The organism is Streptomyces sp. NPDC002795 (genome assembly GCF_042888725.1).
GTDB lineage: Bacteria > Actinomycetota > Actinomycetes > Streptomycetales > Streptomycetaceae > Streptomyces.
Genome location: NZ_JBIAQB010000014.1, coordinates 20,661 through 45,256 on the forward strand (window position 1 = coordinate 20,661; position 24,596 = coordinate 45,256).

Here is a 24,596-nt window from a genome sequence, read left to right on the forward strand (position 1 = left end):
ACCAGCCGGGCGGGCGATCTCTGACACCGGGCCAGTGGGTCACAGGGTGCGCAGCAGCACCGCCGGTTGTTCCACGCAGTCCGCGACGTACCGCAGGAAGCCGCCCGCCGTGCCGCCGTCGCACACCCGGTGGTCGAAGGTGAGCGAGAGCTGGACGACCTGGCGGACCGCCAACTCCCCTTCGTGCACCCAGGGCTTGGCGGCTATGCGGCCGACGCCGAGCATGGCCGCCTCGGGGTGGTTGATGATCGGCGTGGAGCCGTCGACGCCGAACACCCCGTAGTTGTTCAACGTGAAGGTGCCGCCGGTGAGTTCCGCGGGCGACAGCTTCCCGGCCCGTGCCGCCTCGGTGAGCCGGGCGAACTCGGCGCTCAGCGATTCGGCCCCGCGCGCGTGGGCGTCCCGTACGACGGGCACGACCAGGCCGCGGTCGGTCTGCGCGGCGAACCCGAGGTGCACCTCGTCGAGCCGGACGAGCTCGCGCCGCTCGGTGTCGACCGTGGCGTTCAGCTCCGGGTAGCGGGCCAGGGCCGCGGTGCAGATGCGGGCCAGGAGCGCGAGCACGGAGATCTTGGGGCCCGCGGAGGGGCCGGTCGCGGAATTCATCGCCACGCGCGCGTGCATGAGTTCCGTGGCGTCGGCATCCACCCAGCAGGTCGCGTCGGGTATCTCACGCCGGCTGCGGGACATCTTGTCGGCCACGGCGCCGCGAATGCCGCGCAAGGGGGTGCGGTGCTCCTGCCGGGTGGCGGCCGGGGCGGGGGCGCGCTCAGCGGCGGCGGGCGCCACGGTGGCGACGTTCGCCGCGGTGGCTGTGCTCGCCGCGCTGCCCGTGCCCGCTGCGTTCGCCGCGTTTTCCACGTCTCCCCTGAGGATGAGCCCGTCGGGCCCGGACCCGGTCAGCTCTCTGAGGTCCACGCCGCGGTCGCGGGCGAGCTTGCGGACGAGCGGGGAGATCACGGGGACCGGCCGCTGGGCGCGCGGTGCGCTCTCCGGTGCGACGGGCACGCTGTTCAGCGGCGCGGGCCGCACGCGCCTGCGCCGGGTCGGCGCGGTGGTGGTTCCGTAGCCCACCAGCACGTTCCCCGAGCCCTCGGCCTTCTCTGCCGTACCGGCCTTCTCAGGCGCCCCCTGGCGCGCCTTCGCGGGCTCCTCGGCCGCGGTCGAGGTCGGTGCGGGAACGTCCGACAGCGGCACGTCCGACGACGACCGCGCGCCCACGGCCACCATCAACAGCGGCGCCCCGACCGGCAGTTCGCTGCCCTCGTCGCCGAAGCGGGCCGTGACCACACCGCCGTACGGGCACGGCACCTCGACCATCGCCTTGGCGGTCTCCACCTCGACGACGGGCTGGTCGACGGCGACGACGTCACCGACTCCCACCAGCCACTGCACGATCTCCGCCTCGGTGAGCCCCTCCCCGAGGTCGGGCAGTTTGAACTCGAGCACCTGCGCCATTACCCCACCGTCCCTCACTGATCCCATTGCAGCCGGGCCACCGCGTCCAGCACCCGGTCCACACCGGGCAGATGGTGCCGCTCCAGCATGGGCGGCGGATACGGAATATCGAAACCGGCCACCCGCAGTACCGGCGCCTCCAAGTGGTGGAAGCAACGCTCGGTCACGCGCGCGGCGATCTCCCCGCCGGGCCCGCCGAAACCACCCGACTCGTGCACGACGACCGCGCGGCCCGTGCGCCGGACGGACTCGGTGACCGTCGCGTCGTCGAACGGCACCAGCGAGCGCAGGTCGACCACTTCAAGATCCCACCCCTCCCCTCGGGCCGCCTCGGCCGCCTCAAGGCAGACAGGGACGGACGGTCCGTATGTGAGCAGCGTGGCACTGGTGCCGGGGCGGCGGACCACTGCCGTACCTATCGGAAGAACGTCCTCCGGTGCCTCGGCGTTCCAGGAATCCTTCGTCCAGTAGAGGCGCTTGGGCTCAAGGAAGATGACCGGGTCGTCGGAGGCGATGGACTGCCGCAGCAGCCCGTACGCGTCCGGGACCGTGGCCGGCGTGACGACGGTCAGGCCCGGCGTCGCCATGTAGTACGCCTCGGAGGAGTCACTGTGGTGTTCCACGCCGCCGATCCCGCCGCCGTACGGCACCCGCACGGTGATGGGCAGCGGCATGGCACCGCGCGTGCGGTTGCGCATCCGCGCGACGTGCGAGATCAGCTGCTCGAAGGCGGGATACGCGAACGCGTCGAACTGCATCTCCACGACCGGCCTGAGGCCGTACATCGCCATACCCACGGCGGCGCCGAGGATGCCCGCCTCGGCGAGCGGGGTGTCCGTGCAGCGGTCCTCACCGAACTCCTTCGCGAGCCCGTCGGTGATCCGGAAGACGCCGCCCAGGGTGCCCACGTCCTCGCCCATGACGTGCACGGCCGGGTCCTCGGCCATGGAGTCGCGCAGCGCGCGGCCGAGCGCCTGCGCCATGGTGGCGGGCTTGGCCACGGGCTTGCTCTTGGGCGGACGGGCCACAGTGGTCATGCCTGCTCCCCTTCCGCCTCGGCGTCCAGTTCGGCACGCAACAGTGCCGCCTGCTCTCTCAGTTGAGGGGTCTGCTCGGCGTACACGTCGCCGAACAGGTCCATCGGGTCGAGGACGGGGTCCTGGTTCATGCGCGCGCGCAGCTCGGCCGCCTGTTCCTCCGCGCCGTCGCGCACGGCCTGGATGCCGTCCTCGTCGATGAGGCCGCGTCCGGTGAGCTCCCGCTCCAGGAGCAGGACCGGGTCGTGCGCGCGCCACATCTCGACCTCGGCGGCGCTGCGGTAGCGGGTCGCGTCGTCGGCGTTCGTGTGCGCGTCCATCCGGTACGTGACGGCCTCGACCAGCGTCGGACCACCGCCCCCGCGCGCGCGGGCGATGGCGTCGGTGAGCACCTCGTGCAGCGCCGCCGCGTCGTTCCCGTCGACCAGGCGGCCCGGCATCCCGTATCCGACGGCCTTGTGGGCCAGGGACGGCGCCGCGGTCTGCTTGGCCAGCGGCACGGAGATGGCGAACCCGTTGTTCTGCACGAGGAAGACGACCGGCGCCTGCCACACGGCGGCGAAGTTCAGCGCCTCGTGGAAGTCGCCCTCACTGGTGCCGCCGTCGCCGACCATGGCGAGCGCCACCACATCGTCGCCCTTGAGCTGCGCGGCATGTGCGAGGCCCACGGCGTGCGGGAGCTGTGTCGCGAGCGGGGTGCACAACGGCGCGATGTGGTGTTCGCGCGGGTCGTATCCGGTGTGCCGGTCGCCCCGCAGCAGGGTCAGGGCCTGTACGGGGTCGAGGCCGCGGGCGACGGCGGCGAGGGTGTCGCGGTAGCTGGGGAAGAGCCAGTCCCGCTCCTCGAGGACCAGCGCGGCGGCGACCTCGGCGGCCTCCTGGCCGGTCGTCGAGGGGTACACGGCGAGGCGGCCCTGCTTGGTCAGTGCGGTCGCCTGCGCGTTGTACCTGCGGCCGCGCACCACCTCGGTGTACAGGCGGCGCAGCAGCTCGGGGTCGACGCGGGCGGCGGCGTCGGTGCCCAGGACCCGGTGGGGCTCGGCGTCGGGCAGCAGCGGCGCGGGGTCCGTGCGGGGCTGCCAGGCGGGCGGCGGCAGGACGGGCCTGCCCTCTCGCGTGGCCCGCTGGTCCATGAGCGTCATGACGGCACCTCCTCGTGGGAGCGGCTCGGACGGCGCGTCGTGTGATGCGCCTCACCTACCGATTGTTCGGTCGACGGCACATTTTGGCTACAGGCACCTCCAGGCTGTGGACAATCGGTTCTCCACAGCCTGAGATGAACGCAGTACGTCCATGGTAAGGAGGCGGGGGCGGATGGCATCTGAACAAATGGCCGACGGCTCCGGGGGGCCGGTCCCGGACCCCGCGGCCCGCCCGCTGGACGCCATCGACCGGGACATCCTGCAGCTGCTGCTGAAGGACGGGCGCGCGTCGATACGCTCCGTCGCCGAGCAGGTCCATGTGTCCCGGGCGAACGCCTACGCGCGGATCAACCGCCTCATCGAGGACCGCGTGATCCGCGGTTTCGGCGCCCGCGTCAACCACGAGCGGGCCGGCCAGGGCGCCTCCGCCTACATCACGCTCAAGATCGTCCAGAACACCTGGCGGACCGTGCGCGAGCAGCTGCGCCGACTTCCGGAGGCCTCGCACATCGCACTGGTCAGCGGCGATTTCGACGTCCTGATCCTGGTGCACACGGAGGACAACAGGGCCCTGCGCGAACTGGTCCTCACCAAGCTCCAGTCCATCCCCGAAGTGCTGAGCACGCGCACGCTGCTGGTCTTCGAGGAGGAAGACCTCGAAGCGAGCGCGCCGGACTCGTAGCCGAGCCTCGGCGGCTCAGCCGGCCTTGCGCAGCCCCTGGAAGACCAGCTCGACCACGGCGTCCGCCACCTCACGGTCGCCGAGCCCGCCGCCGTCCGGCCGGTACCACTCCACCAGCGAGTTGATCATCCCGAAGACGAGCCGCGTGGCGAGCCGCACCTCGATGTCACCGCGTACGTCCCCGTCGGCCGCGGCCGCCTTGAGCAGCGCGGCGACCTGGTGGTCGAACTCCCTGCGCCGCTCCATGGCCCACCGCTCGGTGTCGGTGTTGCCGCGGACCCGCAACAGAAGCGTCACGTAGGGCAGTTCACCGGTGAGCACCTCGACCATGCGCCGCGTGACGTACTCCAGACGCTCGATCGAGCGTCCCGCGCGCGCGGGTTGCTCGTCGAGGATCCCGAAGAGGCCGTCGAGCGCACGGCTGACAGCGCGGCGCAGCAGCTCCTCCTTGCCCGCCACATGGTGGTAGATCGACGACTTGGAGATGCCGGCCGCCTTGGAGAGGTGCTCCATGGACGTGCCGTCGTAGCCGCGCTCGTTGAAGACGGTGACCGCGACCGCGAGCAGGCTGTCGGGCGTGTAGGTGTCGCGGCGCGTGCCCGCGTCCCGTCGTGCGGTGGTCATGCGGAGCCCTCCCACTTCTTGGGGGTGTACGAGTGCCGGAAGAGGGCCAGGGACGGCGCGTGCCGCCCCGAGGGGTCGCGTTCGTGCAGTTCCTCGAGGATCCCGCAGGCCCAGCCCCGGCCGAGCCTGCGACCCCACTCCAGGGGCCCCAGCGGGTAGTTGACGCCCAGGCGCATCGCGGTGTCGATGTCGCCCTCGGTGGCCACCCCGCGCGCGAGGGCGTCGTGCGCCAGGTCGATGATCCGTGCCACGGTGCGGGCCACGATCATGCCGGGCACGTCGCCGATGACGCTGACGTCCTTGCCGAGCGCCTGGAAGAGGCCGACGGCCTCGCCGAGGGTGCGCGGGTTGCCTTCCTGGCAGGTGGCCAGGGCGATGCGGGTGGCCCTGCGGTAGTCGACGGCGAGGTCGAAGTAGACGACGTCGCGGAACTCGATGGACGTCTGGCCGTCCGCCTGCACGAGCTGGCCGCCGCTGGGCAGCACGATGCGCGTGCCCTTGTCCTCGTCCTCCTGGACGACCTCGATGCCCGCCTCCCGCATCATCGGGATCAGCGCGCCCGCGGACTCCAGGTCGCCCTCGACACTCACGCGCGCGGGCGGCCCGGCAGGACCCGCGGTGTGCGGCTCGGGACGCTCGGCGTCCTCTCCGTACGCGTACCAGCCCTGGCCCGACTTGCGGCCCAGGCGACCGGCCTCCACCAGTCGGCGCTGGGCCAGCGAGGGCCGGAACTTCGCGTCCTGGAAGAAGCCCTCCCACACGGAGCGCGTCACGGCCTCGTTGACGTCCTGCCCGATCAGGTCGGTGAGCTCGAAGGGACCCATCCTGAAGCCGCCGCTCTCCCGCAGCACGGCGTCGATGGTGGCGGGGTCGGCGCCCTGCTCCTCGTACACCGCGAACGCCTCCGCGTAGAAGGGCCGCGCGATCCGGTTGACCAGGAAGCCGGGGGTGTCCGCGCAGGCCACCGGGGTCTTGCCCCAGGCTCGGGCGGTCTCGTACGCGCGCGTGGCCGCGGTGACGTCGGTGGCCGCGCCGGAGACGACCTCCACCAGCGGCATCAGGGGCGCCGGGTTGAAGAAGTGCAGCCCCACGAAACGGCCCGGCCCGCGCAGCGCCCCGGCGATCGCCGTCACGGACAGGGACGAGGTGTTGGTCGCGAGCAGACAGTCCTCCGCGACGATGTCCTCCAGCTCGCGGAACAGGTCCTGTTTGACGTCGAGTCGCTCCAGGACGGCCTCGACGACGAGCGTCGCGGGCGCCAACTCGCCAAGCGTCTGCGCGGGTTCGAGCCGGGCGACCGCGGCCGCCCGCTCGGTGGCGTCCATGCGGCCCTTCTCGACGAGCCGGTCGAGGCGCGCGGCGATCGACTCGGCGGCACTCCTCGCACGCCCCGGCTCGGCGTCGTACAGCCGGACAGGATGCCCGGCGACGAGGGCGACCTGGGCGATGCCCTGCCCCATGGTGCCGGTGCCCACCACGCCGACGAGGCGGTCATGTGCTGTCATGCACGTGATCCTCCCGTACCTCGTCCTGCCCCAGGGTTCCGGGGCTCATCGGGACGGCCCCGGCGCGGGTTTTCCACAGCTTTTCCGCACCCCCTTGTCCCGACCGATCGTTCGGTTACTCTAGCTCTGTTGGTTCGTTCCTGCCCAGCCCAGCCTGCCCAGACCCGTCCGGTCCCGCCCAGCTCGCCGGCTCGACGAGGAGCCGCAGCCCAGGAGGAGTTGGTCCCCCATGGCCGCCGCCGAACTCACCACGCACGACCTGATCGCCAAGCACCGGCCGACGCTCGACCAGACGCTGGAAGCGATCCGCACGCGCGCGTACTGGTCCCCGCACCCGGAGCACCCCAAGGCCTACGGGGAGAGCGGGAGCCTGAGCATGCCCGAGGGCAAGGCCGCCTTCGACGCCCTGCTCGGCACCCGCCTCGACCTCGGCCAGCCCGGCACGGACGAGTTCGTGGGCGGTGAAGTGTCGCCGTACGGGATCGAGTTGGGCGTCACGTACCCGCACGCCGACATCGACGTACTGCTTCCGGCCATGCGCGCCGGCATGCGCGCGTGGCGCGAGGCGGGCGCCGAGGTGCGCGCGGTGACGTGCCTGGAGATCCTGGCCCGGATCAGCGCGCGGACGCACGAGTTCGCGCACGCGGTCATGCACACCAGCGGCCAGGCCTTCATGATGGCGTTCCAGGCGGGCGGCCCGCACGCGCAGGACCGCGGCCTGGAGGCGGTGGCGTACGCGTACGTGGAGCAGGTGCGGACCCCGGACACCGCGGAGTGGTCCAAGCCCCAGGGCAAGCGCGACCCCCTGGTCCTGGCCAAGGAGTTCACGCCGGTGGCGCGCGGCATCTCCCTGCTGGTCGGCTGCAACACGTTCCCTACGTGGAACGGGTATCCGGGCCTCTTCGCCTCCCTGGCCACCGGCAACCCGGTCCTGGTGAAGCCGCACCCGCGCGCGGTGCTGCCCCTCGCGCTCACCGTGCAGGTGGCCCGCGAGGTCCTCGCCGAGGCGGGCTTCGACCCGAACCTGGTGGCACTGGCTGCCGAGCGGCCCGGAGAGGGCATCGCCAAGACCCTGGCCGTACGCCCCGAGATCAGGATCATCGACTACACGGGATCCACGGCCTTCGGCGACTGGCTGGAGACGAACGCCCGGCAGGCGCAGGTCTACACCGAGAAGGCCGGCGTCAACACCGTCGTCATCGACTCGACGGACAACTACAAGGGCATGCTGGCGAACCTGGCGTTCTCGCTGTCCCTGTACAGCGGCCAGATGTGCACCACTCCGCAGAACCTCCTGGTGCCGCGCGAGGGCATCGCCACGGACGAGGGCCCCAAGGCGTACGAAGAGGTCGTGGCCGACCTCGCGAGGTCGGTCGGCGGCCTGCTCGGCGACGACGCCCGGGCGAACGGGCTGCTGGGCGCGCTGGTCAACCCGGACGTGAAGGCCCGGCTCGACGCGGCCCCCGGCATCGGCGAAGTCGCCCTGCCCTCACGGGAGATCAGCAACCCGGACTTCCCGGACGCCGTGGTCCGTACGCCGGTGATCGTGAAGCTGGACGGCGCACGGAAGTACTGGGAAGGGACCGACGCGGAGGCCGCCTACATGAGCGAGTGCTTCGGCCCGGTCTCCTTCGCGGTCTGCGTCGAGTCGACCGGCGACGCGGTGGACCTCCTGCGCCGCACGGTGCGCGAGAAGGGCGCCATGACGGTCGGCGCGTACACGACCTCCGAAGAGGTGGCGCGGTCCGTCGAGGAGGTCTGCCTGGAGGAGTGCGCGCAGCTCTCGCTCAACCTGACGGGCGGGGTGTACGTGAACCAGACGGCGGCGTTCTCCGACTTCCACGGCTCGGGCGGCAACCCGGCGGCGAACGCGGCCCTGTGCGACGGCGCCTTCGTGGCGAACCGCTTCCGGGTGGTGGAGGTGCGCCGGGAGGCCGCACAGGCCGTGTCCGCCTAAGGCGCGTTCGTGCTGTGCGCGCTCCAGTGGAAGAGCGTCATGCCGACGCTGGTGGCCAGGTTGTAGCTGGAGACCTGGGGCCGCATCGGTAGCGACACCAAGTGGTCGGCACGCGCGCGTAGTTCGGCGGAGAGGCCGCTGCGCTCGGACCCGAAGGCGAGCAGGGCGTCGTCGGGCAGCTTCAGGCCGCGGATGTCCGCGCCTTCGGGGTCGAGCGCGTACAGCGGCCCGCTCGGCAGCTCCTCGACCGTGAGCCGCTCCACCGCGGTCGCGAAGTGCAGCCCTGCCCCGCCCCGTACGACGGTGGGGTGCCAGGGGTCGAGGTCGCCGGTGGTGACGACCCCGGTGGCGCCGTAGCCGGCGGCGAGGCGGATCACGGCGCCCGCGTTGCCGAGGTTGCGCGGGTTGTCGAGCACGACGACGGGGGTGGTGCGCGCGTGGCGCCCGAGGGCGGCCAGGTTGTCGGCCCGCGCGGGGCGCCCGGCGAGCGCGGCGACCCCGGTGGGGTGCAGCCGCGGCACGAGCCCCCGCAGCACCTCGTCCGGGACCTCCACGAGGAGCCCTGCCAGGTCGCGTACGACATCGGGGGCGAGCTCGTCGGCCAGGGCGAGCGTGGACGCACGGTCGACGGCGAGCGCGACCGGGACGTCGGCGCCGAAGCGTACGGCGTGCTTGAGGGCGTGGAACCCGTCGAGCAGCACCGCGGAGTCCGCGAGCCGCCGCCAGGCCCGCACGGCGTCCTCGGCGGTCCCCGCGCTCCGTGGGTCCCCGGGCCGCTCGTCCCGCATGCCGCCCGCGCCGTCCGCCGTACTCGTCCCGTTCACGGCAGGAAGCCTACGTGCGCACGGCCGGCTGCTCCGCCGCCACTGGTTCGCCGTCGGTCTTCGCGAGACGGTCGGGCTCGGCCGTCGCCTTCGTAGAGGAGAAAACGCGACTACGCGCGCGTGCCACCCAGCCGCCGACGCGCACCAAGAAGGACGTCGGCAGGAACACCGCGTCCGCGGCGATCATCGCGAGCGAGAAGAAGGGCAGCCCGAGGACGACGGCGATGACCGCGTGCTCCAGGATCATGAACACCAACAGGACGTTCTTGAGGCGCCGGTTGAAGACGGTGAACGGAAAGGCGACCTGGACGGCCACGGTCCCGTACGTCACGAGCAGCACCATCGGGCCGAACGTGGTCAGCAGCTCGCCCAGGGCGGGCCAGGGCGAGAAGTAGTCCAGGTGGAGCGGGTAGTAGACCGCGGTGCCGTCCTGCCATCGGCTGCCCTGGATCTTGTACCAGCCGGCCGTCGCGTAGATCAGACACGCCTCGACCATCACCACGAGCAGTCCGGCGTTGTGCAACAGGTTGGCGACGACGTCGCACAGGAGGCGCGAATCGCCCTGCGGATCGCGGCGGTTCACGAACCACCACACCGCTTGGGCCGCCCACATTCCCCAGAAGAAGAGCAGCCAGCCGCCGCCGACCTTCCCCGTGAACGTCATCGCGGCGAGGACGAGCCCCATGACCCACCACAGCACGATGCCGAACCGGTCCTCGGCCCCTCGCCGGGCCCTGCGGGCGTCCAGCGACCAGACCTGCCCGCACCGCGTGAAGACGAGGTAGATCGACATGAGGTGGATGACGTTGTCGCCGCCGTCCCCCATGAAGACGCTGCGGTTCTGCAGTGACAGCACACCGATCATGAAGACGACCGACATGGTGCGGGTGCGCCAGCCCAGCATCAGCAGCGCGGACGACACCACCGCCACTATGTAGACCAGCTCGAACCAGCCCTGCCCGTCGGACCACATGAGCGCGCTGAACGCGTGGTTGTCCTCGGTGAGCTGCTGCGCCATGCCCCAGCTCCACGGCCCGTCGGGGCCGTACATCTCCTGGCGGTGCGGGAACTCGCGCAGCAGGAAGAGCAGCCAGGTCGCGGAGAACCCGATGCGGATCACGGCGCTCTGGTAGGGGACGAGCGCGGACGCGGTGATCCACTGGAGGCCGTCGCCCAGCCTGCGCTGCATACGGTCCATGAGCCCCACGGGAGGTGCGCCGTTCATCGGTCACCGCCTGCCGAGGCCTGCGCCGGTGACTGCACCCGCACGCGCGTGCCGCTGTCGAGCGGTGCGTCGCTGGAGGTGACCGTCCACCACGGCACCTGCCGGTACACCGGCTTCTGGTTCACCTTCTCGTCACTCCACTTCGGGGGCTCGACCATGGTCGTCTTCGAGCGGATCTGGACGCGCTCGACGGCCTCGCCCTTGCCCGCCGCCCCGAGCCGGTCGAGGCGCAGCACGAGGATGCGGCGCAGGTACTGCTCGGACAGGGCGCCGCGCAGACCGTTCGGCCGGTTCTTCGCGTCGTGGGTGCCCGTGTAGACGTCCCAGGCGCGGCGCAGCTCGTTCTGTTGTGTGTGGCTGGGCAGCAGGTTCCCGTCGATGGCGGCGCCGTCCTGCGCGGACAGGCCGTACCAGCGGGTCGCGCGCAGTTCGCCGTCGGGCGTGCGCACTTCGGCGCGGGCCTCCACGGCGATGTTCTGCTGCAGCGGGTTGGGCGCGAACAGCTTCCAGTTCTGCTCGAACTCGGGATAGACCCAGGCGCCGACGAGCTCACCGTGCTGCTTGCTGATCGTGTTCGACGGCGCGACGTGCAGGAAGACCATCAGGATGTGCACGCAGGTGACGAGCGCGACGCCGATGAGTGCGAGGACGGCGGTCAGCTGATGACCGGGGGAGAGCGCCGCGAGCCCGCGTCGCTCGGGAGCCCCGGACGGCCCCCCGCCCGGCTCCGGACCCGACGGCTCGGGCAGGCGGGGTCGCGGCGGAGCCGATGGCTCCGTCGTGAGCCGGACGCCCTCGTCCGCGGCGCCTGCTTCTGTCTCCATCGGTGCTCCCCGATCCCGATCCGGTTCTGCCGGTCCCCGGCCCATCCGCCGATCGGCGCCCCCACGACGAACCGATTCCCGGCCGTCGCCCCGCGGGACGACGCACCGGAACCGTACTGGGGAGCGCCCGCACGGCACAGTCGTCCGAGGTTATCCACAGGCCGACCGCGCAGGGTTGACACCTTACGGCGCCGAGACCCACCATTGAATCCGACGAACCGAACGATCGGTCGGGAGCTGTTGAGGCCCCCGACCCGAGGTCGGGCACCCAAGGTCGAGGGGGACCGGGCATGGCGACAGCAACCCCGCAGCACCGCGCAGCCGAAGCACGGGCGGACGGCACCGCCGAGCTGGGCGACGCCGCGTTCCAGGCCGTGTTCGACGCGGCGGTGGCGGCGGACGAGCGCATCGAACCCCGCGACTGGATGCCCGACGCCTACCGCGCGACGCTCGTGCGCCAGATCGCCCAGCACGCCCACTCCGAGATCATCGGCATGCAGCCGGAGGCGAACTGGATCACGCGCGCCCCTTCGCTGCGCCGCAAGGCGATCCTGATGGCGAAGGTCCAGGACGAGGCGGGGCACGGCCTCTATCTCTACAGCGCCGCGGAAACCCTCGGCACCGGTCGGGACGAACTGCTCGACAAGCTGCACAGCGGCCGCCAGAAATACTCCTCGATCTTCAACTACCCGACGCTGACCTGGGCCGACGTCGGAGCGATCGGCTGGCTCGTGGACGGCGCGGCGATCACCAACCAGGTACCGCTGTGCCGCTGCTCCTACGGTCCCTACGCGCGGGCGATGGTGCGGATCTGCAAGGAGGAGTCCTTCCACCAGCGCCAGGGGTACGAGCTGCTGCTCGCGCTCAGCCGCGGCACCGAGGCCCAGCACGCGATGGCTCAGGACGCCGTGGACCGCTGGTGGTGGCCCTCCCTGATGATGTTCGGCCCTCCCGACGACGAGTCCGCGCACTCCGCGCAGTCCATGGAGTGGAAGATCAAGCGCCACTCGAACGACGAACTGCGCCAGCGCTTCGTGGACATCTGCGTCCCCCAGGCCGAGTCCCTCGGACTCACGCTTCCCGACCCGGAGCTGAGCTGGAACGAGGAGCGGGGGCAGCACGACTTCGGACCGATCGACTGGTCCGAGTTCAAGGCGGTCCTCAAGGGCAACGGGCCGTGCAACGAACAGCGCATCACCCAGCGCAGGCGGGCCCACGACGAGGGCGCGTGGGTGCGCGAGGCCGCCGCGGCCCACGCGGCCAAGCGCTCCACCACGGCGACGCGAGAAGGCAGGGCGGCATGAGCGACACCCCGACCAGCGCATCCGGCACCGCGGACTGGCCCCTGTGGGAGGTCTTCGTGCGCTCCCGCCGCGGCCTCTCCCACACGCACGCCGGCAGCCTGCACGCCCCGGACGCGGAGCTGGCACTGCGCAACGCGCGCGACCTCTACACCCGCCGCGGCGAGGGCATCTCCCTGTGGGTCGTGCCGTCCGCGGCGATCACCGCCTCCTCACCGGACGAGAAGGACCCGTTCTTCGAGCCCTCCGCCGACAAGCCCTACCGGCACCCGACGTTCTACGAGATCCCGGAAGGGGTGAAGCACCTGTGACGCAGCCCGGTACGACGCAGCCTCGCCCGCACGACACGACGGACACCTCGTCCGCCGCCCTGGCCCTGGGCGACGACGCCCTGGTGCTCTCGCACCGCCTGGGGGAGTGGGCGGGCCACGCACCGGTACTCGAAGAGGAGGTGGCTCTCGCCAACATCGCACTCGACCTGCTCGGCCAGGCCCGCGTCCTGCTGAGCCTGGTGGGCGACGAGGACGAGCTCGCGTACCTGCGCGAGGAGCGCGCCTTTCGCAACGTGCAGCTGGTCGAGCAGCCGAACGGGGACTTCGCCCACACCATCGCCCGGCAGCTCTACTTCTCGACCTACCAGCAGCTCCTCTACGCCCAACTGGCCGAGACCGAGTCCGAGTTCGCTCCCCTGGCCGCCAAGGCGGTCAAGGAGGTCACCTACCACCAGGACCACGCCCGGCAGTGGACGCTGCGCCTCGGTGACGGCACGGAGGAGAGCCACACGCGGATGCAGCGCGCGGTCGACGCGCTGTGGCGGTACACCGGCGAGATGTTCCAGCCGGTCCCGGGCCTGGACATCAACCCGCAGGGCCTCCAGGCGAGGTGGACCACGACCGTCGCCGACACGCTGCAAGAGGCGACGCTGACCGTTCCCGAAGGACCGCAGATCGGCGCATGGAGCGCCGGAGCCGGTCGGCAGGGCGTGCACACCGAACCCTTCGGCCCGATGCTCGCCGAGATGCAGCATCTGCACCGCAGCCACCCGGGGGCGTCATGGTGACCACGGCCCACGCCCACCAGGGCCGGCAGACACGGGCCCAGCAGGAGACCCCGCTCGAAGCAGAACTGCGCAGGCTGGCCGGGTCTGTGCCGGACCCCGAGCTGCCCGTCCTGAACCTGGAGGAGCTGGGCGTGCTGCGCGCCGTGCACACGCGCGGGCCCGGCCGCGTGGAGGTCGAGCTGAGCCCGACGTACACCGGGTGCCCCGCGATCGAGACGATGTCGGCCGACATCGAGCGGGTGCTGCACGAGCACGGCATCCCCGAGGTCACCGTCCGCCCGGTGCTCGCCCCGGCCTGGTCGACGGACGACATCACGCCCGAAGGCCGCCGCAAGCTCCAGGAGTTCGGCATAGCGCCGCCGCGCACCACCCGGGCGCCGGCGGCCCCGGTCACCGTCTCCCTCGGCCCCACCCGGCACGCCGCCACCCCTGCCGCCCCGGCCACCGCGGAGCTCATCGCCTGTCCGCACTGCGGGTCGACGGACACCGAACTGCTGAGCCGGTTCTCCTCCACCGCCTGCAAGGCGCTGCGCCGCTGCCTGTCCTGCCGCGAACCCTTCGACCACTTCAAGGAGTTGTGATGGCGCACGAAGGGGGACGGACCCGCTTCCACCGGCTCCGCGTCGCGGCGGTCGACCGGCTCACCGATGACTCCGTGGCACTGACCCTCGCCGTGCCGCCCCCACTGCGCGAGGCATACCGCTTCACTCCGGGACAGCACCTCGCCCTGCGCCGCACCGTGGACGGAGCGGAGATCCGGCGCACGTACTCGATCTGCTCGACCGCCCCGGCGCACGAGGCACCGAGCAGCCTGCGGGTCGGCGTGCGTCTGGTCGACGACGGCGCCTTCTCCACGTACGCGCACAAGGAGATCGCCGTCGGTGACGAGCTGGAGGTGATGACCCCGGCCGGCCGCTTCACCCTCGACCCGAGCCCCACAACCGACAGCGCCACCGACACCGACGCCGACACCGACGCTGCCCCCGCCCTCACCTCCGGCCACTACGCCGCGGTGGTCGGCGGTAGCGGCATCACGCCCGTCCTGTCCATCGCAGGCACCCTCCTGGAGCGGGCGCCGCAGGCCCGGTTCTGCCTGATACGCAGCGACCGCAGCACCGCGTCGACGATGTTCCTGGAGGAGGTCGCCGACCTGAAGGACCGGTACCCGGACCGGTTCCAGCTGGTCACCGTGCTCTCCCGGGAGGAACAGCAGGCGGGCCTCGCGTCCGGCCGGCTCGACCAGGAGCGGCTCACCGCGCTGCTGCCCGCGCTGTTGCCGGTGGAGCGTGTGGCGGGCTGGTACCTGTGCGGACCGTACGGGCTCGTGCAGGGCGCCGAGCGGGCGCTGCGCGCACTCGGCGTGCGACGCGAGCGCGTCCACGAGGAGATATTCCACGTCGACGAAGGCCCGGCCCGCGGCCGGCCGGCCGCGTCGGCTCCCCACGCGACGGCGCCCGCGCACAGCACGGTGACCGCGCAGCTCGACGGCCGGTCGGGCAGCTGGCCCGTCCAGGACGGCGAGTCGCTCCTGGAGACCGTGCTGCGCAACCGGCCGGACGCGCCGTACGCCTGCAAGGGCGGCGTCTGCGGGACCTGCCGCGCGTTCCTGGTCACCGGGTCCATCCACATGGACCGGAACTTCGCGCTGGAGGCCGAGGAGACCGAGGCGGGCTATGTGCTGGCCTGCCAGTCGCATCCGACCACGGAGAAGGTGGAGTTGGACTTCGACCGCTGAGCCCGGCGAACGCGTGGGCCCACTGTTCCCTTCTCGTAGAACCTGTTCTATCTTGACGGCCCGTCAGATCACGGGCGCGGTACGGGCGATACGGCAGGAATGGCAGTAACGGGAGGAAAGGCCAGTGGACTTCACCTTCTCCGAGGAGCAACAGGCGGCCGTCGAGGCGGCGCAAGCGGTGTTCGGGCCGGTCGCGCCTGACGGTGTGCCCAGCCCCTCACTCACCTCGGGCGCGGTCGCCGAGGACTTCGACCGGGCGCTGTGGGCGAAGGCCGCCGACGCCGATCTGCTCAGCCTGTTGATCGGGCCGGAACACGGCGGAGCGGGACTCGACGCCATCGCGCTCTGCCTGGTGCTGCGCGAATCGGCCAAGGTCCTCGCCCGGATCCCGCTGCTCGAACACAGCGCGGCCGCGACGGTCGTACAGGACTGTGGCGGCGCCCGGTTGCGGCAGGAGATCCTCCCCCGTGCCGCGCGCGGCGAGCTCGTCCTGACGGTCGCCTCCGCGGGCCACACCGGGCACGACCCGGCCGAACTGGCCGTCACCGCACGCAAGGAGGGCGACGCGGGATCGGACGCCTGGGTGCTCGACGGCGTGCAGACGGCTGTGCCCTGGGCCTTCGGCGCCGACCGGATCCTCGTCCCGGCGCACACCGGCGAGGGCGAAGCGGTGCTCGCGGTGCTCCCCGGGCCGTTCGCCGACGTACCGGGGCTCACGCTCGCCGAGCAGATAGTGACGACCGGCGAGCGCCAGGCCGAGCTGCGCCTTGACGGAGTGCGCGTCGAGGCGTCGCACGTCATCGAGGACGCCACGGCCTGGTCCCGCCTGCACGACCTGCTCGCCACCGGCACGTGCGCGCTCGCGCTCGGCCTCGGTGAAGGCGTGCTCAAGATGACCAGTGACTACGCGGGCAAGCGCGAGCAGTTCGGCCACCCCATCGCCACGTTCCAGGCCGTGGCCGTGCAGGCCGCCGACCGCTATATCGACCTGCGCGCCATGGAAGCCACCCTGTGGCAGGCGGCCTGGCGCATCAGCAGCGGGGCGAGCGGCCCGCTACCGGTCGCGGGGGACGTGGCGGTCGCCAAGACCTGGGCGTCCGACGGCGTACGACGCGTCGTGCAGACCGCCCAGCACCTGCACGGCGGCTTCGGCGCGGACACGGACTACTCTCTGCACCGCTATCACGCGTGGGCCAAGTACCTGGAGCTCTCGCTCGGCCCGGCCGCCGCCCACGAGGAGGCACTCGGCGACCTGCTGGCGGCGCATCCACTGGGGTGATCAGTCCTGGAGTGATCAGTCCTGGGACGATCAGTCCTGGGGCGATCAGCCCAGAAACCAGATGATCTCAGGCCACGGCGCCCGGCTGCCCGTTGTCGTCCACGACGGCGCGGCCGGCCGCCTCCCAGGCCTGCATGCCCCCGTCGACGTTCACCGCGTCGACCCCCTGCTGCGCCAGATACATCGTCACCTGGGCGGAGCGTCCGCCGGAGCGGCAGATCACGTTGACGCGACCGTCCTGCGGCGCCGCCTCGGTCAACTCGCCGTAGCGGGCGACGAATTCGCTCATCGGAATGTGCAGAGCGCCCGCCGCGTGACCCGCCTGCCACTCGTCGTCCTCACGGACATCGAGGAGGAAGTCCGCTTCCTTGAGCTCGTCGACAGCGACCGTGGGAACACCAGAACCGAAAACCATGCCCCGACGCTACCCTCTCGGACCTCGGCCCCCGCACCTCGGACCTCGCACCTCGGACCTCAGGACGCGGTCAGCCGCGCCAGCTCGGTCTCCCGCTCGGCGACCTGCGCCAGCAGCTTCTCCGCGATCTCGTCGAGCAAGGTGTCCGGGTCATCGGGAGCCATCCGCAGCATCGAGCCGATCGCGCCCTCCTCCAGCTCCTGCGCCACCGCCGTGAGCAGCTCCTTGCGCTGCGCCAGCCATTCGAGGCGGGCGTACAGCTCCTCGCTCTCAGTCGGCTGCTGCTCGGGCGGCACCGGACCCGCGGCCCACTCCTCGGCCAGCTCACGCAGCAACGCCGCGTCACCCCGGCCGTACGCCGCGTTCACCCGGGAGATGAACTCGTCGCGCCGCTCCCGCTCCTGGTCGTCCTGCGCCAGGTCCGGGTGGGCCTTGCGGGCCAGCTCGCGGTAGAGCTTGCGCGCCTCCTCGCTGGGCCGCACCCGCTGCGGCGGCCGCACCGGCTGATCGGTCAGCATCGCGGCGGCTTCCGGGAACAGCCCGTCCCCGTCCATCCACCCGTGGAACAGCTCCTCGACGCCCGGCATCGGCATCACCCGCGCCCGCGCCTCGTCGGCCTTGCGGTGATCCTCCGGATCACCGGTGCGGGCCGCCGTCGCCTCCGCGATCAGCGCCTCCAGCTCGTCGAGCCGCGTGTACATCGGCCCGAGCTTCTGGTGGTGCAGACGCGAGAAGTTCTCCACTTCGACCCGGAAGGTCTCCACGGCGATCTCGAACTCGATCAACGCCTGCTCGGCGGCGCGCACGGCCCGCTCGAGGCGCGCCTCTGGCCGCTCCGCGCTCCGCTCTTGGGCCCGCTCGTTGAGGCGTTCCTTCAGGCGGTCCTTGAGGCGCTCCCGAGGTTGCCCCTCCGGTCGCCCTGCCGCATCGTCGGTCTCCGGGGTCGTCACACGACCAGCGTAGGGCACGGTGTTGACCGCACCGGCATGGCGGAGCGACCCCTTCCTCGACGCGGCCGCCCCGACTTCCTCGACGCAGCCGCCCCAGCCCGGCCGCCCGCTCCTCAGACGCCAGTCTCGGCCGCCACCCGCCCCTCGCGCACGGCCCGCACCAGCTCCCCGTGGTCGGCCTCGGTCCGGTCCGCGTAGGTGACGGCGAACGCGGCCACCGCCTCGTCCAGCTCCTCGTTCTTGCCGCAGTACCCGGCGACGAGCCGCGGGTCGGCGCTGTGCGCGTGGGCGCGGGCGAGCAGGGCGCCGGTCATCCGGGCGTAGTCGTCTATCTGGTCGGCGGCGAGGGCCGCCGGATCGACGCTTCCCTTGCGGTTCCTGAACTGCCGTACCTGGAACGGCCGTTCGTCGACCGTGGTCCATCCCAGCAGGATGTCGCTGACGACCTGCATCCGCTTCTGCCCGAGCACCACCCGCCGGCCCTCGTGCCCGACCGGCTCCGCCGCGAACCCGGCCGCCGGCAGGTGCGGAAGCAGCACCGAGGACCGCGCCTCCTTCACCTGCAGCACGAGCGGCTCGCCCAGGTGGTCGAGGAGCAGCACCACGTAGGAGCGGGTGCCGACGCTGCCGGTGCCGACGACGCGGAAGGCCACGTCATGGATCGCGTACCGCCCGAGCAGCGGCAGCCGGTCCGCGGACAGGGTGTCCAGATAGGGGCCCAGCGCCCTCGCGACGGCCGCCGCCTCCCCTTCGGGCACCGAGCGCAGCACCGGCGGCGCGTCCACGAACCGCCGTCCGCCGCCTTCCACCGCGACCGTGGACTTCGCCGCGAACCGCCCGCTGGTGTTCTTGCTGGCCTTCTCGGAGACCCGCTCCAGGGTGCCGAGCAGGTCACGGGCGCCTGCGTGGGAGACGAGTTCCTCGTCGGCGATCGCGTTCCACGCCTCCAGGGCGGGGAGTTTCGCGAGGAGCCGCATAGTGCGCCGGTAGGAGCCGACGGCGTCGTGCGCCGCTTCCTCGCAGGTGTCCTCGTCGGCTCCCGCCTCCCGGCCCGCGAGCACAAGCGACGTGGCGAGCCGCTTCAGGTCCCATTCCCAGGGGCCGTGCACCGTCTCGTCGAAGTCGTTGAGGTCGATGACGAGGCCGCCGCGCGCGTCCGCGTAGAGGCCGAAGTTGGCCGCGTGCGCGTCGCCGCATATCTGGGCGCCGATGCCGGTCACCGGGGTGCGCGCGAGGTCGTACGCCATCAGGCCCGCGGAGCCGCGCAGGAAGGCGAAGGGGGTGGCGGCCATCCGTCCGACCCGGATCGGCATGAGCCCGGGGATCCTGCCGCGGTTGGACTCCTCGACGGCGGCCGGTCCGTCGGGCCGGTCCGGGTCCGCCGCGAAGTCCCGGTGCGCGCTCCGCGGCACCTTCTCGCGCAGCGCCTTGCCCGCCTCCTTGGGCGTGCCGCCCGAATCCTCTGCGTCCGCCACCGCGAACCCCGGCACCCACGGCAGCCGCCGCGCCCCGGCCTCCGCGGACTCCGGCGCCCCGCCCTGCCGCGGCACCGCCACGTGTTCCGATCCGCCCACGACCGACCGCCTCCCCCGCCCCGTACGAACATCGCGCACGAGGCCGTCCCCGCACGTCGCATGCCATCGGTCACGACCGTACCGCCGGTCCGGAAGACCCGTCAGGGCCTGTGGAAAACCCTCAGCACGTGCACAACTCGCTCACTCCCCGGGCCCGTTACTTCCGGAACTCCTCCGGGCAGGTCCCGCCCTCGGCCCCCAGATACGTCCCGGCCCAGTCCCCCAGCTCCCGCAGCGCGGGCTGCAGCGCGGCGCCCGCCGCCGAGAGCCGGTAGGAGACGCGCAGCGGCGGCCCCTCGTCGACCTGCCGCACGACGAGGCCGGCCGCGCCGAGCTCGGTCAGCCGGTCCGAGAGCATGCGCTCGCTGATGCCGGGGATGGCCCTGCGCAGATCCGCGAAGTGCCTGGGACCGCTCATCAGGACGGACACGATCAGCCCCGTCCAGCGCTTGCCCAGCAGTCCGAAGACGCGCGTCATGCCGATGTCGACCGTCGAACACCTCTGCGGTTCGTGGGTGACCGCGCCGCCCGCGCACGCCTCGCTCATGTCTTCCCCGCTGCCCACCATGCCTCCAGCGTACTGCGTTCTCGTATGTGGATGAAAAAAAGTAAGCTCCTGTGCTATTACTAGTTACATACTCAATTAGCGCGCCCTCAATCTTCGCAGGGCGCCCTCAACCCTCACGGGAGAGAACCATGGCCACCCTGCTCCACATCGACTCCTCTGTCTTCGACGGCCAGGCCTCCGCGTCCCGCGCCGTCACGGACGCCTTCCGCAAGGCCTGGCAGGAGCAGCACCCGGAGGGCACCGTCGTCTACCGCGACCTGGCCGCGACCCCGGTGCCGCACATCACCGCCGACGCCCACCTGGCCGGCTTCGTCCCCGCCGACGCCCACACGCCGGAGCAGGCCGCCGCCTTCGCCGAGCGCGTCAAGCTCATCGAGGAGCTGGAGCAGGCGGACGCCGTCCTGATCGGCGCCCCGATGTACAACTTCTCGATCCCCTCCACGCTGAAGGCATGGCTGGACAACGTGATCCTCATGGGCCGCACCTCGGGCCCCGAGACCCAGTCCGCCAAGGGCACCCCGGTCACCGTCGTCGCCAGCCGCGGCGGCTCCTACGCGCCGGGCACCCCGCGCGAGGGCTTCGAGTACGTACAGAACTTCCTCGGCGCGGCCCTGCGCGACGGCCTCGGTCTCGACCTGGACTTCATCGTCCCGGAGCTGACCATGGCCCCGCAGAACCCGGCGATGGCCGAGCTCGTCCCGCTCTACGAGGCCTCCCGCACCAAGGCCCTCGCCGACGCCGAGGAGAAGGGCAAGGCGCTCGCCTCCCGCTTCGCCGCCTGAGTACACCTGCGCGAGCACGCGCGCGTAGTGACGTGACATAACCCACAGGGCCCCACGACCGACCGGTAGTGGGGCCCTGTGGGCATGCGCACCCGCCTCCGGCAGGCAACGCAAAAGCCCCGCAGATCCAAAGATCTGCGAGGCTTTTCGCTGTGCGCGAGGGGGGATTTGAACCCCCACGTCCCGAAGGACACTGGCACCTGAAGCCAGCGCGTCTGCCGTTCCGCCACTCGCGCAATCGAGTGTGTCTTCCGAACCCTGCGCCCTTGCGGGCCCTGTGCCTTCCGACGAACAAAACATTAGCACGCTGCACAGGGTGGATTCACATCCGTTCTGGCGGGCTCCCGACGGGCACCCGGGGCCCGGATCGCCCACGGCCCACAGCCGCGTACGGGACACTGTGTGGAGGCCACCTCTACGATCCCCAGACAAGGGGCCCGGTTGAGGGGCTGTGAGCGTCGACACTCATCGAGCAGGCGGACAGGGGGAACCAGCCGATTTCCCGACGCGTGGATACGATCAGTAAGCAGTACCAAGCAGGCAGGACGGCAAAGAAGGAGGAGGTGCCCCATGGGAGTCCTGAAGAAGTTTGAACAGCGCCTCGAGGGGCTGGTCAACGGCACCTTCGCCAAGGTCTTCAAGTCCGAGGTGCAGCCCGTCGAGATCGCCGGAGCACTGCAGCGCGAGTGCGACAACAACGCCACGATCTGGAACCGCGACCGGACCGTCGTCCCCAATGACTTCATCGTGGAGCTCAGCGCGCCCGACTACGAGCGGCTGAGCCCCTACTCGGGCCAGCTCGGTGACGAGCTGTCCGGCATGGTGCGCGACTACGCGAAGCAGCAGCGCTACAGCTTCATGGGCCCCATCAAGGTGCACCTGGAGAAGGCGGACGACCTGGACACGGGTCTGTACCGGGTACGCAGCCGCACCCTCGCGTCGTCCACCAGCCAGGACAGGCCCCAGCAACAGCAGCGCCCCGCCCCGGCCGCCCGGCCGAACCAGGCGCCCGGTGGCTACGGATACCCGCAGCCCACCGCGGCCCCGCCGATGCCCTCGGCACCGCCGCCGGGTCCTCCGGCGCAGGCCCCGCAGCCAGCACCGGCGGCGCAGGGGCAGCAGCCCGGCTCGGGCCCGCTGCCCGGCGCCCGCGTGCGCCACTGGATCGAGATCAATGGCACCCGCCACCAGATCTCCCGCCCCACCCTCGTGATGGGCAGGTCCACCGAGGCCGACGTGCGGATCGACGACCCCGGCGTATCGCGCCGGCACTGCGAGATCCGGACCGGAACGCCCTCGACGATCCAGGATCTTGGATCCACCAACGGCATCGTGGTGGACGGGCAGCACACCACCCGCGCTACGCTCCGCGACGGCTCGCGGATCGTCGTGGGCCAAACCACCATCGTTTACCGGCAAGCCGAAGGGTGAAGCGGGGGCAATGTCAGAGCTGACCCTGACGGTCATGCGGCTGGGTTTCCTAGCTGTTCTGTGGCTGTTCGTGATCGTGGCCGTCCAGGTCATCCGCAGCGACCTGTTCGGTACGCGCGTCACCGCACGCGGCTCGCGCCGTGAGAGCGGACGCACGCAGCAGGCCGCACGACAGGCCGCCGCGCCTCCGCAACAGCGGCAACAGCAGCAAGGGGGCGGTGGCCGCCAGCGGCGCGGCGCCCCCACCAAGCTGGTCGTCTCCGAAGGCACGCTCACCGGTACGACGGTGGCGCTGCAAGGGCAGACGATCACGCTCGGCCGTGCGCACGACAGCACCATCGTGCTCGACGACGACTACGCGTCGAGCCGGCATGCCAGGATCTACCCGGACCGGGACGGTCAGTGGATCGTCGAGGATCTCGGGTCCACCAACGGCACATATCTCGACCGGACCCGCCTCACGACGCCCCAGCCCATTCCGCTGGGTGCGCCGATCCGCATCGGCAAGACCGTCATCGAGCTGCGGAAGTAGTGCTACGTCATGAATGAGCGCGATCGGGCCGACGCGGACGTCCGGGCCCAAGGCGGCCCGGGCCCCGGCGCGCTCCCGACCGGAGGGTGGGCAGTGTGGTTCGACACGACCGGCTGTACCCGGAGTCTGAGCCAGCTGGGCAGGTGCGCATGAGTCTGTCCCTTCGCTTCGCCGCCGGATCACACAAAGGCATGATCCGCGAGGGCAACGAGGACTCCGGCTACGCCGGCCCCCGGCTGCTCGCGATCGCCGACGGCATGGGCGGCCAGGCCGCCGGTGAGGTCGCCTCGTCCGAGGTGATCTCCACCATCGTCGCGCTCGACGACGACGTGCCCGGCTCGGACATCCTGACCTCGCTCGGCACCGCCGTGCAGCGGGCCAACGACCAGCTCCGGATGATGGTCGAGGAGGACCCCCAGCTCGAGGGCATGGGGACCACCCTGACCGCACTGCTGTGGACGGGCCAGCGGCTCGGCCTCGTACACGTCGGCGACTCGCGCGCGTACCTGCTGCGCGACGGCGTGCTCACGCAGATCACCCAGGACCACACATGGGTGCAGCGCCTCGTCGACGAGGGCCGCATCACGGAAGAGGAAGCCACCACGCACCCGCAGCGCTCGCTGCTCATGCGCGCGCTGGGCAGCGGCGACCACGTCGAGCCCGACCTCTCCATCCGTGAGGTCCGCGCCGGCGACCGGTACCTGATCTGCTCCGACGGCCTGTCCGGCGTCGTCTCCCACCAGACGATGGAGGAGACCCTCGCCAGCTACCAGGGCCCGCAGGAGACGGTCCAGGACCTGATCCAGCTGGCGCTGCGCGGCGGCGGACCCGACAACATCACCGTGATCGTCGCGGACGTCCTCGACATCGACAGCGGGGACACCCTCGCCGGTCACCTCTCGGACGCACCCGTGGTCGTCGGCGCGGTCGCCGAGAACCAGCAGGCGCTGCACGAAGGCAACGCGATGGAGACCCCCGCGGGCCGCGCCGCCGGACTGGGCCGCCAGGCCCCCGCCGGGCCCCCCGGCGGCGGCGAGTTCGGCCCGCCCGACAGCGGCGCCGTGGAGAGCTTCTCCTACACGGACGAGGACTTCGTGAAGCCCCGGCCCCGCCGGAGGTGGCTCAAGAGATCCCTCTACACGGTGCTCGCGCTGGCCGTCATCGGCGGCGGGCTCTACGGCGGCTATCGCTGGACGCAGACGCAGTACTACGTCGGCACCAACGAGGAGCACGTGGCGCTGTACCGCGGCATCAGCCAGGACCTCGCCTGGGTCAGCCTGTCCGACGTCGAGAAGGACCACCCGGAGATCGCGCTCAAGTACCTGCCGCCCTACCAGCGCAAGCAGGTCGACGCGACCATCGCCGAAGGTGACCTGGCCGCCGCCCAGGACAAGATCCAGGAACTGTCCGCGCAGGCCACCGCATGCGAGAAGCAGGCAGCCCGGGACAAGGCCGAGAACGAGAAGAACGCGAAGACCGGCGAGGGCGAGGCAGGCGGAACCTCCACGGGAGGCACGGCGTCCAAGGCGTCGTACCGCACCGTCACACCCACGCCGAACCCGTCCGCATCGTCGTCGTCCGGCAAGTCCAAGACCTCACCCACGCCCAGCCCCGGCCCCACTCTTTCCGAGGAAGAGCAGCAGCTGGCCAAGGCGTGCGCACAGCAGTAGAAGCCGTTGGGGGCCTCAGCA

Annotated in this window: 24 protein-coding genes and 1 tRNA gene; 12 read left to right on the top strand and 13 right to left on the bottom strand. The window is 71.5% G+C overall.

Features of this window, described 5'->3' with window-relative positions; all coding sequences use genetic code 11:
* Positions 1–39: 39 nt before the first annotated feature.
* From ACFYWS_RS33915 to pdhA, 3 genes are read right to left on the bottom strand one after another with little or no spacing between them, the layout of a single operon-like run.
* Positions 40–1,458 (bottom strand): dihydrolipoamide acetyltransferase family protein, encoded by a 1,419-nt coding sequence (locus ACFYWS_RS33915; RefSeq protein ID WP_389282839.1) that lies wholly within the window; start codon positions 1,456–1,458, stop codon positions 40–42.
* 14 nt (positions 1,459–1,472) lie between these two features.
* A complete protein-coding gene (locus ACFYWS_RS33920; RefSeq protein ID WP_389282841.1) occupies positions 1,473–2,495 on the bottom strand; it encodes an alpha-ketoacid dehydrogenase subunit beta in 1,023 nt (340 codons plus the stop codon).
* On the bottom strand, positions 2,492–3,637 hold the full coding sequence (gene pdhA / locus ACFYWS_RS33925; protein ID WP_389282843.1) for a pyruvate dehydrogenase (acetyl-transferring) E1 component subunit alpha: 1,146 nt from the start codon (positions 3,635–3,637) through the stop codon (positions 2,492–2,494). The genes ACFYWS_RS33920 and pdhA overlap by 4 nt, the downstream gene beginning before the upstream one ends.
* 172 nt (positions 3,638–3,809) lie before the next feature.
* Here pdhA and ACFYWS_RS33930 point away from each other — a divergent pair, with 172 nt between their 5' ends.
* The gene (locus tag ACFYWS_RS33930) at positions 3,810–4,319 is read left to right on the top strand and encodes an Lrp/AsnC family transcriptional regulator (RefSeq protein WP_389282845.1); all 510 of its coding nucleotides are present in this window, start codon (positions 3,810–3,812) and stop codon (positions 4,317–4,319) included.
* A 15-nt stretch (positions 4,320–4,334) separates the two neighbouring features.
* Here ACFYWS_RS33930 and ACFYWS_RS33935 read toward each other — a convergent pair whose 3' ends face one another.
* Complete coding sequence (locus tag ACFYWS_RS33935) at positions 4,335–4,943, bottom strand: TetR/AcrR family transcriptional regulator (protein WP_389282846.1); 609 nt, start codon at positions 4,941–4,943, stop codon at positions 4,335–4,337.
* A complete protein-coding gene (locus ACFYWS_RS33940; protein ID WP_389282848.1) occupies positions 4,940–6,448 on the bottom strand; it encodes a 3-hydroxyacyl-CoA dehydrogenase in 1,509 nt (502 codons plus the stop codon). The genes ACFYWS_RS33935 and ACFYWS_RS33940 overlap by 4 nt, the downstream gene beginning before the upstream one ends.
* A gap of 229 nt (positions 6,449–6,677) precedes the next feature.
* On the opposite strand from ACFYWS_RS33940, the gene paaN reads away from it, so the two are divergent.
* Entirely contained in the window at positions 6,678–8,405 is a 1,728-nt protein-coding gene (gene paaN, locus ACFYWS_RS33945; RefSeq protein ID WP_389282850.1) for a phenylacetic acid degradation protein PaaN, read from the top strand.
* On the opposite strand, the gene ACFYWS_RS33950 is transcribed toward paaN, so the two are convergent.
* Genes ACFYWS_RS33950 through ACFYWS_RS33960 form a run of 3 tightly spaced genes read right to left on the bottom strand, consistent with a single transcriptional unit; the run spans position 8,402 to position 11,278 of the window.
* Positions 8,402–9,193, bottom strand: coding sequence for a TrmH family RNA methyltransferase (locus ACFYWS_RS33950; protein ID WP_389283127.1), 792 nt, complete (start codon positions 9,191–9,193; stop codon positions 8,402–8,404). The genes paaN and ACFYWS_RS33950 overlap by 4 nt on opposite strands.
* Before the next feature lie 46 nt (positions 9,194–9,239).
* Complete coding sequence (locus ACFYWS_RS33955; RefSeq protein ID WP_389282851.1) at positions 9,240–10,427, bottom strand: HTTM domain-containing protein; 1,188 nt, start codon at positions 10,425–10,427, stop codon at positions 9,240–9,242.
* A 23-nt stretch (positions 10,428–10,450) separates the two neighbouring features.
* Entirely contained in the window at positions 10,451–11,278 is an 828-nt protein-coding gene (locus ACFYWS_RS33960) for a DUF5819 family protein (protein ID WP_389282853.1), read from the bottom strand.
* 290 nt (positions 11,279–11,568) lie between these two features.
* Here ACFYWS_RS33960 and paaA point away from each other — a divergent pair, with 290 nt between their 5' ends.
* From paaA to ACFYWS_RS33990, 6 genes are all read left to right on the top strand, one after another.
* Entirely contained in the window at positions 11,569–12,582 is a 1,014-nt protein-coding gene (gene paaA / locus ACFYWS_RS33965) for a 1,2-phenylacetyl-CoA epoxidase subunit PaaA (protein ID WP_389282855.1), read from the top strand.
* Positions 12,579–12,890 carry a 1,2-phenylacetyl-CoA epoxidase subunit PaaB gene (paaB, locus tag ACFYWS_RS33970; protein WP_389282857.1) on the top strand — a complete coding sequence of 104 codons (312 nt, stop codon included), beginning with the start codon at positions 12,579–12,581 and terminating at the stop codon, positions 12,888–12,890. Before paaA ends, paaB begins: the two co-directional genes overlap by 4 nt.
* A complete protein-coding gene (gene paaC, locus ACFYWS_RS33975; protein WP_389282858.1) occupies positions 12,887–13,639 on the top strand; it encodes a 1,2-phenylacetyl-CoA epoxidase subunit PaaC in 753 nt (250 codons plus the stop codon). The genes paaB and paaC overlap by 4 nt, the downstream gene beginning before the upstream one ends.
* A complete protein-coding gene (paaD, locus tag ACFYWS_RS33980) occupies positions 13,633–14,220 on the top strand; it encodes a 1,2-phenylacetyl-CoA epoxidase subunit PaaD (RefSeq protein ID WP_389282860.1) in 588 nt (195 codons plus the stop codon). The genes paaC and paaD overlap by 7 nt, the downstream gene beginning before the upstream one ends.
* A complete protein-coding gene (gene paaE, locus ACFYWS_RS33985) occupies positions 14,220–15,374 on the top strand; it encodes a 1,2-phenylacetyl-CoA epoxidase subunit PaaE (RefSeq protein ID WP_389282862.1) in 1,155 nt (384 codons plus the stop codon). Before paaD ends, paaE begins: the two co-directional genes overlap by 1 nt.
* Positions 15,375–15,498: 124 nt before the next feature.
* Positions 15,499–16,653: an acyl-CoA dehydrogenase family protein gene (locus ACFYWS_RS33990; RefSeq protein WP_389282863.1), complete on the top strand. Its 1,155-nt coding sequence runs from the start codon at positions 15,499–15,501 to the stop codon at positions 16,651–16,653.
* Between the two features lie 67 nt (positions 16,654–16,720).
* On the opposite strand, the gene ACFYWS_RS33995 is transcribed toward ACFYWS_RS33990, so the two are convergent.
* The 4 genes from ACFYWS_RS33995 to ACFYWS_RS34010 form a co-directional block, all read right to left on the bottom strand.
* Positions 16,721–17,068, bottom strand: coding sequence for a rhodanese-like domain-containing protein (locus tag ACFYWS_RS33995; RefSeq protein ID WP_389282865.1), 348 nt, complete (start codon positions 17,066–17,068; stop codon positions 16,721–16,723).
* A gap of 59 nt (positions 17,069–17,127) precedes the next feature.
* A complete protein-coding gene (locus ACFYWS_RS34000; protein ID WP_389283129.1) occupies positions 17,128–17,946 on the bottom strand; it encodes a J domain-containing protein in 819 nt (272 codons plus the stop codon).
* A gap of 185 nt (positions 17,947–18,131) precedes the next feature.
* Positions 18,132–19,574: a DUF2252 domain-containing protein gene (locus ACFYWS_RS34005; RefSeq protein ID WP_389283131.1), complete on the bottom strand. Its 1,443-nt coding sequence runs from the start codon at positions 19,572–19,574 to the stop codon at positions 18,132–18,134.
* Between the two features lie 175 nt (positions 19,575–19,749).
* Positions 19,750–20,139 (bottom strand): winged helix-turn-helix transcriptional regulator, encoded by a 390-nt coding sequence (locus tag ACFYWS_RS34010; protein ID WP_389283133.1) that lies wholly within the window; start codon positions 20,137–20,139, stop codon positions 19,750–19,752.
* Between the two features lie 149 nt (positions 20,140–20,288).
* On the opposite strand from ACFYWS_RS34010, the gene ACFYWS_RS34015 reads away from it, so the two are divergent.
* Complete coding sequence (locus tag ACFYWS_RS34015; protein ID WP_389282866.1) at positions 20,289–20,942, top strand: FMN-dependent NADH-azoreductase; 654 nt, start codon at positions 20,289–20,291, stop codon at positions 20,940–20,942.
* Positions 20,943–21,095: 153 nt separating this feature from the next.
* On the opposite strand, the gene ACFYWS_RS34020 is transcribed toward ACFYWS_RS34015, so the two are convergent.
* Positions 21,096–21,178: transfer RNA gene (locus ACFYWS_RS34020), tRNA-Leu, on the bottom strand.
* Positions 21,179–21,512: 334 nt separating this feature from the next.
* On the opposite strand from ACFYWS_RS34020, the gene ACFYWS_RS34025 reads away from it, so the two are divergent.
* The 3 genes from ACFYWS_RS34025 to ACFYWS_RS34035 all read left to right on the top strand — a co-directional run bounded on the left by ACFYWS_RS34025 (position 21,513) and on the right by ACFYWS_RS34035 (position 24,575).
* Positions 21,513–22,373 (top strand): FhaA domain-containing protein, encoded by an 861-nt coding sequence (locus ACFYWS_RS34025; protein ID WP_389282867.1) that lies wholly within the window; start codon positions 21,513–21,515, stop codon positions 22,371–22,373.
* A gap of 10 nt (positions 22,374–22,383) precedes the next feature.
* Positions 22,384–22,905, top strand: coding sequence for an FHA domain-containing protein (locus tag ACFYWS_RS34030; protein ID WP_266711916.1), 522 nt, complete (start codon positions 22,384–22,386; stop codon positions 22,903–22,905).
* A gap of 149 nt (positions 22,906–23,054) precedes the next feature.
* Positions 23,055–24,575: a Stp1/IreP family PP2C-type Ser/Thr phosphatase gene (locus ACFYWS_RS34035; RefSeq protein WP_389282869.1), complete on the top strand. Its 1,521-nt coding sequence runs from the start codon at positions 23,055–23,057 to the stop codon at positions 24,573–24,575.
* Positions 24,576–24,596 lie beyond the last annotated feature (21 nt).